The sequence below is a fragment of the Dyadobacter sp. HNCC25DJ183 genome, from assembly GCF_056895175.1.
Genome location: NZ_JBXHAP010000002.1, coordinates 541,093 through 554,982, shown reverse-complemented (window position 1 = coordinate 554,982; position 13,890 = coordinate 541,093). Strand labels below are relative to the sequence as shown.

Below are 13,890 nucleotides of genomic sequence, written 5' to 3'. Positions count from 1 at the left end.
CTCTGATATCCTCATACAACAAAAAACCCGTCAGCTGAGCCGGCGGGATGTATGCTGTAACTGCGAATTAGATCAGGATTGCTTAACCAGCTGAATATTCGCGATGAGTTTTACGTCTTCACCAATCACAAGTCCGCCGGAATCGGTCAGCTGCATGTAATTCAGACCAAATTCCTGTCTGCTCAACCTGCCTTCGACTTCGAACCCGATTCTAATATTTCCATCGGCATCTCTTTCGGAGCCGCCGTATTCTGCGTCCAGCTCAATGGGTTTGGTGATACCTTTTAGGGTAAGCAGACCGGAAAGCTTGTAGTTGTCACCTTTGACTTTATGAAAATAATTGGATTGAAAAGTAATGTGCGGGAATTGCTCAGCGTCAAAGAAATCTGCTGACCTTAAATGCTTGTCGCGGGCTTCTATATTGGTATCAATACTGCTTACATCGAGAGAGAAGTGGATTTCTGCATCTTCGAAATTGCTAAGGTCGGAAGTAGCGCCGCCTTCGAAGTTATTGAATGAGCCTGTAATCGTTGAAATAACGAGGTGTTTGATTTTGAACTGAACCTCAGAATGTGCGGGGTCTACGATCCATTTTGTAACTGCCATAGGTAATGAAAATTTAAATACTACATACTGCGACGAACACCAAAAATAGCATTCCAGCTAAGAAACGTGTATTAACATGTTTTAATTCAGAACGCATATAGAGTTTACAAGAAGATAAACGGCACGTGATTTATACATCATACCTTATCATTATATTTACTAAACATAAATCCGCGCCACATGAAAATGCAGGGAAGAAGCGTATTCACGTACGATGTATACGCTCCCACTACCGTGACCACGATGCTCCGGCCTCGTCGTCAGGAAGGTCAATCTATTATCCAGGAAGGCTTTAATATCGAACCCGCGGTACCTTTTTCAGAATACATTGATATTTACGGCAATCCTTGCCAAAGAACCATTCTGCCTGTCGGCCGCGTAGTAATCACTACCGAAGTACAGGCTCAGGTAAATGCCACGAAACCAATCCCCAGTCCGCCTCCCGGCTACGTGCTTGTAGGCGACCTGCCTGATGATGTGATGCATTATATCCTGCCAAGCAGGTATTGTCAGTCGGACTTACATGAAATCAACATGCTGGCGATGGAAATTGCCGGCAACCGGACACCGGGATATGAGCAGGTAGAGGCGATCCGGACGTGGATTCATAATAACATTACTTACCAGTACGGTGTGACAGATGCGAGTACAACAGCGCTGGATCTGGCCCGCAATCGTATAGGGGTGTGCCGTGACTTTACGCACCTGGCCATCGCCCTTTGCAGAAACCTTTGCATTCCTACAAGAATGACAGTAGGGTATCTCGACAGGCTCAAAGTAATGGACCTGCATGCGTGGTTTGAGGTATTTATAGGGGGAGAATGGTATACGTTTGACGCTGTTCAGGAGAAAACCGAAGGCTATCGCATTGAAATTGCCCACGGTCGCGACGCCGCGGATGTAGCGATGGTTACCCAGTACGGCAATGCGACATTACAGTCACTGCACGTAGAAGCACATTTGATAGAATAGAAGGAGGAAAGGGAGGAACGGGAAGAAAGGGAGGAAGATTTTTCCCTTCCTCCATCCTCCCCTTCCTCCTTCCTCCCTTTTTAAATAACTCCCAAGTCGACCCCTACCTTTGTGAAAGCTGCTACGGCTTTTTCTAGGTGTTCCTGCTCGTGACCGGCGGATATTTGTACGCGGATCCTTGCTTTCCCTTGCGGAACAACGGGGTAGAAAAAGCCGATCACGTAAATTCCTTCTTCTAATAACCTGGCAGCAAATTCCTGCGCAAGCTTGGCGTCGTAAAGCATGATAGGAACAATCGGATGCTCGCCGGGTAGAATATCGAAGCCCGCTTCCGTCATCGCCTTGCGGAAATAAGCGGTGTTTTTTTCCAGTTTATCACGCAGCGCAGTTGAAGACGAGAGTAGGTCAAGTACCTTAATGGACGCGCCGACAATAGATGGCGCAAGCGTATTTGAAAAAAGATAGGGTCTTGAACGCTGGCGCAGGATTTCAACGATTTCCTTTTTGGCCGCCGTAAAACCGCCCGAGGCGCCGCCCAATGCTTTGCCGTAAGTGCCCGTAATGATATCAATGCGCCCCATTACATTCCTGAACTCGTGAGAGCCGCGGCCTGTTTTTCCCATGAATCCGGTAGCGTGACATTCGTCTATCATGACCATTGCGCCATATTGTTCTGCCAGGTCACAGATCTTATCAAGCTGCGCGATGGTTCCGTCCATTGAAAACACTCCGTCAGTTACGATCAGGATTCTTCTGCTTCCTGCCGCATCCTTTAACTGTGCTTCCAGGTCTGAAATGTCGTTGTGTTTGTAGCGGAAGCGTTTTGCCTTGCACAAACGGATACCGTCGATCAGTGAGGCGTGATTAAGTTCATCGGAAATAATCGCGTCCTGCTCGTTCAGCAAAGGTTCAAACAAACCACCATTTGCATCGAATGCAGCTGCGTACAATATGCAATCTTCCGTCCCCAGGAATTCGGCTGTTTTTCTTTCCAGTTCCTTATGAATGTCCTGGGTACCGCAGATAAAACGTACCGACGACATTCCAAAACCGTGCGTTTTGATCGCCTCTATCCCCGCCTGAATCACCTCCGGATGTGACGATAGTCCGAGATAGTTATTTGCACAAAAGTTAAGCACATCTTTCCCGTCGGTAGTGGCAATATTTGCTGCCTGCGGCGTAGTGATAACTCTCTCCTTTTTATATAAGCCCGCATCTTTGATAGCGTCAAGCTCTTTTTCCAGTTCTGCCTGAATTGATCCGTACATGGTTTAATTTTGAATGAGTGAATGAGTGAATGTGTGAATGTGTGAGTTAGTGAATGATCTGTTTGACCCAATGACCAGACAACTCACCTGATCATCAATTTACTTACCTAGTGCTTTACCGGCTTGTATTTGATAGTCAATTCTTTGATCATCTCCTCTGTCATCTTGTCGAGGTTGTAAGATGCGCGCCAGCCCCAGTCTTTTCTGGCCTGGGTATCGTCAATTTCCTGTGGCCACGATTCTGCGATTTGCTGGCGGAAGTCGGGCTTATAAGTAATCCTGAAATCGGGAATGAACTTGCTGATACTGGCTGCGATCTCTCTTGGAGAAAAGCTGGTTCCCGCCAGGTTATATCCTGTTCTGACAGTGATTTTCTCAGCCGGCGCTTCCATCAGCCGCACTGTTGCGTCCATTGCATCGGTGATATAGATCATCGGGAGTGTTGTATCTTCCCTCAAAAAGCATTCAAACAACTCTCCCTTTACTGCTTTGTGGTAAATGTCGACCGCATAATCCGTGGTACCTCCGCCTGGCATGGATTGGTAGCCGATAATGCCCGGATAACGGATTGAGCGGATATCCAGCCCGTATCTTTTAAAATAGTAATTCGACCAGTTTTCCCCAGCGGCCTTGCTGATCCCGTAAACGGTGCCCGGATCCAGGTAAGACCATTGTTCTGCCCGCACATCAACCTGGTCGCCGAAGACCGCGATCGAGCTCGGATAGAATATTTTCTGAACGTCATTTTCTCTTGCAACTTCCAGCACATTGAAGTAAGTCTGCATGTTAATGTGCCAGGTTTTCAAAGGTTCCTGCTCGCCTTTCGCAGAGAGGATCGCGGCCAGATGATAAATCTGGGTAACCTTATGTTTTTTCACAATCGCCGCAAGCGCATTTGCGTCTGTCGCGTCGAGCAGCTCAAAAATGCCTTTTTCCAATTCCGGTTTGCGAAGGTCGGAGGCTACAACGTGATTGATCCCATAGATCTCCCGCAGGTACTCCACCAAAACAGAACCGATCTGACCATTTGCCCCGATTACCAAAACATTTTCTGACTTCATAGGGATTCTTGTTTAAAGCATAAATCACTTGCAATTTGCCGTTTAAGAAATTTATTTTCAACAAACAGCACATTCAGCAGGAAACTTTACCGTACAATGATTATTTTTTGGTAAAAATCACTTTTTAGCTGCCACAGCTTACCTTGCAGCAGCAAATATTATTGCACCATGGAACAGTTGGACAAAATCGATACCAAAATCCTCCGCATTCTTCAAAAAGATGCAAAAAAAACGACCAAGGAAATCGCTACGATGCTAAATCTGACGATATCCCCGGTCTACGAGCGGATCAGGCGGCTGGAAAGTCTTGGCTACATCAAACACTATGTGGCTATCCTCGACAAAAAGCTGATCAACCGCCACGTTACCACCATTTGTCAGGTGTCAATGCGGTACCATAATGAAGCTTTTATCGAGAAGTTTGAGCAGGAAATCCAGAACCTGGATGAAGTACAGGAATGTTACCACATGGCGGGGCAAGTGGATTTTTTACTTAAAATCAATGTATCCAGTCTCGACGAATACCACGATTTCGTCAAATACAAGCTATCCAAAATCGACAATATCGGCGTGCTGAACAGCACTTTCGTACTGAAAGAGATCAAGCATACCTCTGAATTTTATATCTGACCTGATCAGAAATTTCTTTTGTTGACCTCGAAAGAAAACTGCTTGCTACCTGCCACGCCAGCTGGTGTAATTCCTTGGATCACAACCTGGTACTTACCTGTTTGGTCGGAGGTGTAAAATTCAAGCGCCGCTTTTCCGCTTTTGTCGGTCACTACATTCGGTGCCCAGTGGAGCAGGTTGCGAAAATCGGGAATGCGGCTGTTTGCGCTGGCTGCATCGTATTTGGGAGCATAAAACTCGCGTTGCGCCTGCACGCCTTCGTAAGGCAGAACTAGCACTTTCGGATCCAGCTCAAACCCGCCCAGATCATTCCCGTAAGTCGTAAAGGTTACAATTCCGGTAAATGTCAGCGGCCCCAGGAAGTACCGTGAGTTCAGTACTTCTATTTTTTTCACCTTCAATGGGTCAAATTCAATGATCTTGTCCGCGTCAAACACGGGAATTCCGTCCACCAGGATCAGGGGATCGGTATCATAGTAAGTGTTTGGCAAAAGCTTGTCTATCATCCTGAAATGATACTCTTTCTGTCTTCTTCTCACCAATACTCCTTTTACATATTCCCGCAAAACCTCTTCCATTGTTGGAAAGCGGGTGAAATCATCGAGGAAATACTTCTCATCGGGAACACCAAAGAATGCGACCGAATCAGTTAATGTAGCTTTCTTCTGCGTATAAACCCGGGGCAGATAGGAGTTGCCGGTTTGCATATTGATCGTGCGTGTCAGTAACTGGTTTTCCAGGGTTTTGTCAAAAAAGAAACCGGGCAGCGCATTACCGGAAAACTGCTTGGAAAACGGACTCGCGATCTCGAACTTATAAGTTGAATCCATTGCGAGATTGGTTTGTACCGTGATCTCCTTCGGTCCTTCAAAGCGGCGCACTTCAAAGGTTACCTTTCCATTCTGATCACTTTGCGCAACATATAACCTCGCCGGAACGTCGAGCGCGGCCAGGAATGCATCTTTTCCTTTGGCCGGAGTTCCGTCTTCCCTGCTCACAATGCGACCCGTAATGAAGTGGCCGTCGTATTCAGGCACATTTTCATATTTGGGCGGCTGGTTACCGAATACATTCTCCCACTTCAACCTGCGCCAGCCGTGCGTAAGCATTAAATTATCGAGCTGCTGATCGGTATCCCTGTTAACATTGCTGAAATAATAACCGGGTGATTCAATAGTTCCTTTTAAATCGGAATTGAGCCAGAGGTAACTTGCGATATCCTGCTGAGGATCGGCGTGAATGGAATCTTCGAGGTAAATAGCCACTGACAGGTTTGTCATCTGATCAGCCGCCGCAGCTACATTCGCGGTAAGGTTCAGCGCGACTTTTTCGCGGGTGATAAATGTTTTAGCCAAATTTGCTTCCAGGTCGAGCTTACTCTGGGGCCGCTTGAAATACAGCCGCTCACAAACCGGCTTCACTTTCTCATTGAAAATCGTGATATGCGAAATCCCTTCGCCCAACTTGGTTTTATCAACCAGGAAAAACGTCCTGTTTCTTATCAGCGGCTTTTTCTCGATCACCGGATTTACCTGCCGGGTGTGCGCAAGCATGTAAACGTATACGGGCTCGTCGGTGTTCAGCTTTGCAGTTACGGACACTTTGAGCCACTGGTCCGTCGAATCCTTTACCTGCATTACAAAGCCCTGTCCCTCAACTGCGGGAAGGGCATACTCTGCTCGGGTGCCTTTTGAATCGGTAACGTAAGCCTTGTAAGTCTCGCTTTCCCTGGGGGTAAATGTAAAACTGCCTATTCCATTAATTGACGGCGTAAATTTCTGAATGGTATCATTCTGCGCATTGACAATAGCTCCATTAAACCGGATTCCCTTTCCATCGGCCGCGACTGCACGGAATGCGATTTTACTTTCCAGCCCCTGAACCAGCCGTCCGCCTTCCGGGAAGAATTGTACATCGTACTTGCTTTCACCTTTCACGGTACGGTCGGGCTCGAACCTGACAAATGGATTGACAATGGACACTGTACTTTCAAAAAACTGATCTGCACCAAAATTCTTCATCCAGTTGGTATAGCAGCGCACTTTGTAATTTCCGCTGATAATCGCAGCGGGCAGTATCACTGCTCCATTCCCCTTCCCTTCCCGCATGGAGAATTTGGTTTGCACGACCGGGTTGTTATCCAGATCCAAAATTTCCAGATAACCTACTTTGCTCAGATCAAGGAACCGGTGTGTGGCGCCATTGAGCAGGTACGCTTTGAACCAGAGGGTCTCTCCTACCAGATAAAAAGGCCTGTCCAAATGCACATACAGCTTTTCCTGCACAGCGCGCCCTGTATATAAATCAAAGCGCTGCTTCATAGAAGTAACCATGGGATCTTCCTGCGCGCTGGCAACGAGCGGAAATGCGATCAGCAAAAAGATATGAATAAAGAACCTCGCGAGTTTACACATGAGTTGCGCTGTATTAATAGCTACCAAAAAGTTGGTTTTGTAGTTGTTCCGCCTTGTGTCCTGCAATCAATGCAGCTGGCCGGCGCGCCCAGTATGTACTCTGCCCGTTCTCCTCCGAAAGACATTAACAGCGCGGCTGTCTCCAGCGCACATTGCCTGTCACTGTTTGGTCGGCAGACAATATCAAAGGTATCGGGAGGCATACAACGCGGAAAATTGCCCAGGTGAGGCGCAATGGTAAGCCGCTTTGTTTGTTCCGTAGCTGCGCTGAAATAGCCAAATACCAGGTCTTTGGAATCTTTTACATTATGGATGTTACCGGTAACCTGTGAAGGTTGAGGATCAAACAGGCTTCCTGTCCCCTGGGTTGTTTTGGAAAGACTTGTCCAATACTCAAATGCTTCCCGGGAAAGCGCATACTGCCGCACCAGCACACTGTATCTGATGTAAAGCTTGTTGGTTGATACCGGGACTTTGAACAGCGGAAGATCCTTGATTATATCACTGCTCAGCTTGATCGTAGATCCCAGGAGGATACTTCCCGATCGCATACTTCCCCAGCATTGATTAATATCCTTACTCCGGGTCACAATCTTTTTATCAACAACTTCAAGATAGGAATAGTAAGCAGACCTGTATTCCCAGGTTTCTTCAAACTTCCATCTGTAGAAATGCGTGTTGTTATTGGGATCGTGGGTATTTACGTAAAAAATCATAGCATCCTGTCCCGCATCAAAGCGGCTGGCCAGGCTGTCAATCGGGGGTGTCTTGGTGACCTCCACGTATTCGGACAAATACTCTTTTCCAAATAAGTTGATCCGCAGCCTGTATTTCGTATTCTCATTGTATTGCTGAGGCGGAAGAAGGTACAATCCCCTGCCGGCTTCTGTGAAGTTGTAGCTCTCACCCGTCTCCGATTCCGCGGTAATAATGGCGCCTTCAACGCTCAGATTGACTGTTGGCTCACTTACATTCTGCGTCTGCCGCAGCTCAATCCGGCTTGTATCCTGTCCTACATTCAGGAAACCGTCTACTACGAGGTACTTTTCAACAGAGTTGACTTCGGGCGGTGAAAAAGGCTCAACGCAACTGTCCAGAATAAGCAGCAGCGCAAAAAAGCCAAGTTTAAATAACCAGTATCGCATATATGTTGTTTTCTTAAAATCTGAAATTGTATGTAACCGTGGGAATTGGCTGGCCAAATATGGAAAGCTGGTATCCATTTACCCTTCCGCCAACTGTCTGAAAATACACCGAGGTCGGGTTCTTCCTGCCCAGCAAGTTGTAAACCGCCAGTGTCCAGGAACTGTGCGCCAGCTTTTTGATCCTGTGATTTCCTTCAATATTCATTGACACGTCGGTTCGGTAGTAATCCGGAATGCGGAACTGGTTGCGGTCTGCATAGTAAACCCGCTGTGCGCCGTCGATCAGGTACTTGCCGATTGGCGGGGTATAAGGCCGGCCGGTGCTGTAAGTAAAGTTGAATGAAACACTGAACCTGTGTGAGAAGCGGTAATTGGAGATTAGCGTAAAATCGTGCGGCTTATCGTAATTGCTCGGGTAGAAGTTACCGTCATTCGGCGCATCCGGCGACTCGCGGTCAATTGCCCGCAACAATGTCCGGGCATAAGTGTAGCCCAGCCAGCCATTCAGCTTACCTGTCATTTTCTTGATCATGAATTCGACACCATAAGCTTTTGCTTTCGTATTGAGCACGGCGGCTTCGATATTATGGTTCATGATCAGCGAATCGCCGCCTTTGTAATCCAGGAAATTCTGGATGTTTTTGTAATAACCTTCCAGGGATACCTCTATTTTGTTGCCCCTGAAATTGCGGTAAAGTCCGACTGAGATCTGGTCCCCGATCTGCGGCTTGATATAGGGGTCGCTCAGCTTCCAGATATCCGTTGGCGAAACGGTCATTGTATTGGTAAGCAAATGAATGTACTGCCGCAGCGTGTTGTAGCTTACTTTGAGGGACAGGTTGTCAAAAACGCTGTAGCGGACGGAAGCACGGTACTCAGGTCCGCAGTAAGTCTTGATATTTTCACCCGACTTATACTGTCTTACACCATTCTGATAAATGTATTCGATCGGAAGGCCGGCCACATAGGTGTTTACATTTCTTGGGCCCAGGTATTGAAAAAGTGAAAAACGGATACCTGCCGAAATGGAAAGGCGCGGACTAACCTCGAATTTGTCTTCCAGGTACAATGCACTTTCAACAGCCTGCTCGGCTTCCAGCTCATCAGGCACGATCAGCGACTCGGCAGTAGCGGGCTTGAACGAGCCCGGATGCAACTTATAATAAATGCTGCTGAGCCCGAATTCAAGGGTATGCCGTGGATTAAGATTATAGCTGAAGTCCGCCTTAAAGTTGGATTGATTAATGTCAAATTTCAGATCAAATGCATTCAGCGGCAATCCTTTTGCATTCATTGCGTACTGGTACTTGCTGTGCGAAGCTGTAAATACACTATATAGCTTCGAATTGAATGTGTGCTTCCATTTCAACGAAGCCAGCTGGTTTTGATAAGTATACAAGGTATCCCCAAACAACCTGAACCGGTCATCGCTTGTGTAGCCCGTCAGGAACAAGCTGTTTTTCTCATTGATCTCGTGACTGACGTGCAGGTTGATATCGTAAAATGACGCCGAGCTTTTGTTATAATTCTCATTATCCAGCGCCTTGATCACCCAATTGGAGTAAGTAGAGCGCCCGCCCAGTAAAAACGACGTTTTGTCTTTTACGATCGGCCCTTCCAATGTAAGCCGGCCGGTTACCAGCCCGATCCCGCCTGAGGCTACGAATTTCTTTTTGTTACCATCACGACTATTGATATCCAGAACAGATGACAACCGCCCGCCGAACCTGGCCGGAATGGTACTTTTATACAGTTCTACATCTTTCAGTACATCCGGATTGAATGCAGAGAAAAAGCCGAAAAGGTGGGACGGATTATAGATAACGGCATCGTTATACTGGATCAGGTTCTGGTCTGTGGAGCCACCGCGTACATTCAACCCCGTACTATTCTCCCCTACCGACTTAATGCCCGGTAATGTGAGTATCGTGCGGAGTAAATCTGTTTCCCCGAAAACCGTCGGTACCTGTTTGAGGTTTTTAATAGTGAGCTTCACAGTCCCCATTTGCGTACCTACCACGTTCCTGTCCATTCCGGCTTTTACCGAAACTTCTTTCAGTGCTACCACACTTTCACGCATTTCGATATCCAGCTTACCATCTGAATAAAGCATTACCTGGCGCCGCGTTTCCCGCATTCCGGTGCTTCTGATCCTGACTACCTGCTTGCCGCGCGGGATAGTTAATGCATAAAAGCCGAGCGCGTCGGTTGTAACGCCAATGGAAGGGGAAGCAATAAAAACAGCCGCGCCGATGACAGGCTCGCCCGTTACTGCATTTCTTACATACCCCGTAATGGTGGAATTGCCTGGCGTAATGCGATGTTTTCGGATACCAATTTCGTGCAGCTTGCTTTCAGCGGTAGAAAGCAGCTTTTCCTTCGCATCGTCGCCCGGACCGGCGTAGGAAATGGAATCATTATCGCTGCCTTTATCAGGTTCAAATAATCCGGGTGTAAGCTGGGTAATGATCCGCGGCCCCTGGGTAATGTATATCCGTCTTTGCGCGTCAATCGCATATTCGAATTCCGATCCCCTGAAAACCTGATCAAGCACTTCACGGATTGTGAGGTTATTTACATTCAGGTCGAGCGTAAGGCTGTCGAACTTGCTGGGATCGTAATAAAAGTAGTATCCCGTTTGCGCTTCGACGACCTGCACGAATTCACCAAACCGGGCGGAGTCCAGCTTAACGGTGATTTTCTTATCGGCTACACTTTGCGCCCGGGTAACACTTGGAAAGAACGATAGACTGATGAGGAAAATAAGTGGTAAAAGTTTCTTCATGGCTTGGCTAATTCATCGTGAACGGCGACCATCTTGGCAATGGCCAGATCTTTTTGCTTCCGGAACTTGATATGCCCGTCCCTCAGCACCTTGCGTAATTCCTTTTTGTGCTCAGGGAACAGGTTCAATACCGATTTCTTTGTCTGCGTACTGTGGTACTTTCCATCTTTCAGAACAAAAAAGAAGTTCTTCTGCGGGTATAGGGATATTACTTTTTTGTCCACGATTTTTTCCTGCCGCTGTTTCGCCCGTCGAGCGATCGTGCGGGACTTACCATCGTAAATCACGTCATAAAAACCGGTACGCATTTGCGGTCCGATATCCTTCCCTGCTTCGAGGCGAACAAAACTGTGATCGTTCAGCAAAAAGAAGTCAACTTTTTCGGATTGCAGCAACAGGTGATCTCCATTGAAATGCTTGATGACCAGCTCGTCTTTGAAAATGTCGTAAAGCATCGGAATGCTGTCAAACTGCTGATTATCATAGCGAATAACACCTTTCATCCATTTTCTCGTATCAAAAAACTGGTGTTCCTCATTCCTCGGATCGTAGAGGTAATACTGTCGGCCGTTATACAGGTTTTGCGTGAAGGCGGTGGCTTCTTTATAAACAGATATGGGATGGGATGCGGGATCTGTCGCAGTGTTTACTTGGGCGATCTGGCCAAAGGAATTACCGGCAATGCACAGGAAGAAGAGAAAGGAATAGGTAAAGTTCGACATGCACGAAATTTTTTATAATAATACTATAAAAACCTGTGTAATTGCTGCGGTTCGAAAGGTATCTACTTCAAAGATGTTATCGGAAGTTACATACTTCACTGAAGCAGAATTTATTTATTCTCCGGCGTTTAGCTACTTACCAGGCCTATTTCCATAGAAAACTAAGTCAGCTTGCTAACCGTTTTTCGGGAATGTCCTAACTTTGGTCTTATCTGAATCCACACATTCTTCCAATTTAAAAACACTTTATGAAAATCTTAATTACCGGAGGAGCAGGCTTTGTCGGATCGTCGCTGGCCATTTCTTTGAAAATGAATTATCCGCATTACGAGGTATTTGCGCTCGATAACCTGAAACGCCGGGGATCAGAACTGAATATCAGCCGCTTGAAAAAGCATGGAGTAGAATTCGTCCATGGGGATATACGTAATAAGGAAGACTTCGACGCCATTCCGGCAGTGGATACGGTGATAGAAGCCTCTGCCGAACCTTCGGTACTGGCGGGACTCGACGGAACACCCGATTACCTGATCAACACCAATCTGGTGGGCACTGTGAATTGCCTCAACTATGCATTGAAGCACAAAGCGGGTTTTATTTTCCTTTCTACCAGCCGGGTATATCCGATTAAAACCATTGAAACACTGAATTTCGTTGAGGAAGAAACGAGATTTGCATTGTCTGACGAGCAGCCGGTTCCCGGGGTATCATCAAAAGGTATTGCCGAAGATTTCCCGCTAAATGGCGCGCGTTCTTTGTACGGGACCACAAAGCTGGCTTCCGAGCTGATTATTCAGGAATACAACGAGTTTTATAACCTCAAAACGGTGATCAATCGCTGTGGTGTAATTACTGGTCCGTGGCAAATGGGCAAAGTTGATCAGGGCGTAATGGTGTTGTGGATTGCCAAACATTATTTTGACCAGCAGCTGGGTTACTTCGGCTACGGCGGCACAGGCAAGCAGATCCGCGATATGCTGCACGTGGCTGATTTGTACAGGCTGATCGACTGGCAATTACACAATCTGGATAAGGTAAACGGAGAAATCCTGAATGCAGGCGGCGGCCTGGAGAGCAGCGCCTCGTTACAGGAACTGACGAAAGTTTGCCAGGAAGTGACCGGCAAAACGATCCCGATCAAAGTAGTACCTGAAAACCGCACTGCCGATATCCGGTTGTATGTTACCGACAACACAAAAGTAACCGCATTAACCGGCTGGAAACCGGAAATCGGTATCCGCCAGATCGTAGAGGAAATTGCTACCTGGCTAAAAGAAAACGAAGCCGATTTAGCTCCGATTTTAAAATAAGGAGAAAAGGGAAGATGGAGGAAAGGGAGGAAGTCGTTTCTTCCCTCCTCCGTCCTCGCCTTTCTCCATCCTCCCACTATTCACTCATTCAATCATTGAAACTAATTGAATGTCCCCGCGATGCCTGGCAAGGGTATCATCCATTCATTCCGACGCAGCAAAAGGTTGAGTACCTCAATCAGTTGTTGAAAGTAGGATTCGATACGATTGATTTTGGCAGCTTTGTTTCCGCGAAAGCTATGCCGCAGGTAAGCGATACTGCGCTTCTGCTAGATCAGCTTGATACCGCTTCTTCCAGGTCAAAACTGCTTGCGATCGTTGCAAATGAAAGGGGCGCGGCGGAAGCCTGCGGTTTCAAACAGATCGGCTACCTCGGTTTTCCATTCTCCATTTCCGAAACTTTCCAGCGTCGCAATACCAATGCGACCATTGCCGATTCTGTAGAAAGGGTCCGCAACATCTGCGAGCTCGCATCCAGAAATGAGAAAGAAGTGGTGATATATATTTCAATGGGCTTCGGAAATCCGTACGGAGATCCCTGGGAGCCCGGAATTGTTATGGAATGGATCAGTAAGCTGTCAAATCTTGGGGTAAGTATCTTTTCATTATCAGATACGGTAGGAGTTGCCAGTAGCGAAGCAATAACGTCGCTTTTCTCGGAGCTCATCTCGCATTACCCCAACCTTGAATTCGGGGCTCATTTTCATACCAAGCCTGCGGAATGGCGCGAGAAAATAGAAGCTGCATTCGCTGCCGGATGCACCCGCTTTGATGGTGCGCTGCTCGGATATGGCGGCTGCCCGATGGCGCAGGACGAGCTGGTCGGCAACATGCCCACCGAGAAGCTTGTCGAATTCGCTATTGAAAAGCAAAGCCCGCTAAACCTTGACCTTGCAGCATTAGAGACAGCCAGAGCTTTATTTTTGGATTTGGTAAAAAGCTAAAAAGCTCCCGCAGCTAAGCAACGGGAGCTTTTC

11 protein-coding genes are annotated in these 13,890 nt (G+C 47.2%); 4 read left to right on the top strand and 7 right to left on the bottom strand.

All coding sequences use genetic code 11. The annotated features are described in order from the left end of the window. Nucleotides 1–72 precede the first annotated feature (72 nt). Nucleotides 73–606: a YceI family protein gene (locus AC1XTG_RS06375; protein ID WP_056280179.1), complete on the bottom strand. Its 534-nt coding sequence runs from the start codon at nt 604–606 to the stop codon at nt 73–75. Nucleotides 607–786: 180 nt separating this feature from the next. Here AC1XTG_RS06375 and AC1XTG_RS06370 point away from each other — a divergent pair, with 180 nt between their 5' ends. Continuing rightward, on the top strand, nt 787–1,578 hold the full coding sequence (locus AC1XTG_RS06370; protein ID WP_056280177.1) for a transglutaminase-like domain-containing protein: 792 nt from the start codon (nt 787–789) through the stop codon (nt 1,576–1,578). A gap of 80 nt (nt 1,579–1,658) precedes the next feature. Here AC1XTG_RS06370 and kbl read toward each other — a convergent pair whose 3' ends face one another. Both kbl and AC1XTG_RS06360 read right to left on the bottom strand, forming a co-directional pair. Then, nucleotides 1,659–2,846 (bottom strand): glycine C-acetyltransferase, encoded by a 1,188-nt coding sequence (kbl, locus tag AC1XTG_RS06365; protein WP_484841381.1) that lies wholly within the window; start codon nt 2,844–2,846, stop codon nt 1,659–1,661. A 107-nt stretch (nt 2,847–2,953) separates the two neighbouring features. Continuing rightward, entirely contained in the window at nt 2,954–3,907 is a 954-nt protein-coding gene (locus tag AC1XTG_RS06360) for an NAD-dependent epimerase/dehydratase family protein (protein WP_056280171.1), read from the bottom strand. A 168-nt stretch (nt 3,908–4,075) separates the two neighbouring features. Here AC1XTG_RS06360 and AC1XTG_RS06355 point away from each other — a divergent pair, with 168 nt between their 5' ends. Beyond that, the gene (locus AC1XTG_RS06355) at nt 4,076–4,537 is read left to right on the top strand and encodes an Lrp/AsnC family transcriptional regulator (RefSeq protein WP_056280169.1); all 462 of its coding nucleotides are present in this window, start codon (nt 4,076–4,078) and stop codon (nt 4,535–4,537) included. A 5-nt stretch (nt 4,538–4,542) separates the two neighbouring features. Here AC1XTG_RS06355 and AC1XTG_RS06350 read toward each other — a convergent pair whose 3' ends face one another. Genes AC1XTG_RS06350 through AC1XTG_RS06335 form a run of 4 tightly spaced genes read right to left on the bottom strand, consistent with a single transcriptional unit; the run spans nt 4,543 to nt 11,603 of the window. Then, nucleotides 4,543–6,951, bottom strand: coding sequence for a hypothetical protein (locus tag AC1XTG_RS06350; protein WP_484841380.1), 2,409 nt, complete (start codon nt 6,949–6,951; stop codon nt 4,543–4,545). Between the two features lie 20 nt (nt 6,952–6,971). Continuing rightward, on the bottom strand, nt 6,972–8,096 hold the full coding sequence (locus AC1XTG_RS06345; RefSeq protein ID WP_056280163.1) for a DUF4249 domain-containing protein: 1,125 nt from the start codon (nt 8,094–8,096) through the stop codon (nt 6,972–6,974). 13 nt (nt 8,097–8,109) lie between these two features. Continuing rightward, the gene (locus AC1XTG_RS06340; protein ID WP_484841379.1) at nt 8,110–10,881 is read right to left on the bottom strand and encodes a carboxypeptidase-like regulatory domain-containing protein; all 2,772 of its coding nucleotides are present in this window, start codon (nt 10,879–10,881) and stop codon (nt 8,110–8,112) included. Next, on the bottom strand, nt 10,878–11,603 hold the full coding sequence (locus AC1XTG_RS06335; RefSeq protein ID WP_056280158.1) for a hypothetical protein: 726 nt from the start codon (nt 11,601–11,603) through the stop codon (nt 10,878–10,880). The genes AC1XTG_RS06340 and AC1XTG_RS06335 overlap by 4 nt, the downstream gene beginning before the upstream one ends. Before the next feature lie 248 nt (nt 11,604–11,851). Here AC1XTG_RS06335 and AC1XTG_RS06330 point away from each other — a divergent pair, with 248 nt between their 5' ends. Next, nucleotides 11,852–12,913 carry an NAD-dependent epimerase/dehydratase family protein gene (locus tag AC1XTG_RS06330; RefSeq protein ID WP_484841378.1) on the top strand — a complete coding sequence of 354 codons (1,062 nt, stop codon included), beginning with the start codon at nt 11,852–11,854 and terminating at the stop codon, nt 12,911–12,913. Between the two features lie 95 nt (nt 12,914–13,008). Next, nucleotides 13,009–13,857, top strand: coding sequence for a beta/alpha barrel domain-containing protein (locus tag AC1XTG_RS06325; protein WP_484841377.1), 849 nt, complete (start codon nt 13,009–13,011; stop codon nt 13,855–13,857). Nucleotides 13,858–13,890: the final 33 nt, after the last annotated feature.

Coding starts and splice junctions, on each gene's coding strand:
- AC1XTG_RS06375 (WP_056280179.1), bottom strand. CDS start 606: ATGGCAGTTACAAAATGGATCGTAGACCCCGCACATTCTGAGGTTCAG.
- AC1XTG_RS06370 (WP_056280177.1), top strand. CDS start 787: ATGAAAATGCAGGGAAGAAGCGTATTCACGTACGATGTATACGCTCCC.
- kbl (WP_484841381.1), bottom strand. CDS start 2,846: ATGTACGGATCAATTCAGGCAGAACTGGAAAAAGAGCTTGACGCTATC.
- AC1XTG_RS06360 (WP_056280171.1), bottom strand. CDS start 3,907: ATGAAGTCAGAAAATGTTTTGGTAATCGGGGCAAATGGTCAGATCGGT.
- AC1XTG_RS06355 (WP_056280169.1), top strand. CDS start 4,076: ATGGAACAGTTGGACAAAATCGATACCAAAATCCTCCGCATTCTTCAA.
- AC1XTG_RS06350 (WP_484841380.1), bottom strand. CDS start 6,951: ATGTGTAAACTCGCGAGGTTCTTTATTCATATCTTTTTGCTGATCGCA.
- AC1XTG_RS06345 (WP_056280163.1), bottom strand. CDS start 8,096: ATGCGATACTGGTTATTTAAACTTGGCTTTTTTGCGCTGCTGCTTATT.
- AC1XTG_RS06340 (WP_484841379.1), bottom strand. CDS start 10,881: ATGAAGAAACTTTTACCACTTATTTTCCTCATCAGTCTATCGTTCTTT.
- AC1XTG_RS06335 (WP_056280158.1), bottom strand. CDS start 11,603: ATGTCGAACTTTACCTATTCCTTTCTCTTCTTCCTGTGCATTGCCGGT.
- AC1XTG_RS06330 (WP_484841378.1), top strand. CDS start 11,852: ATGAAAATCTTAATTACCGGAGGAGCAGGCTTTGTCGGATCGTCGCTG.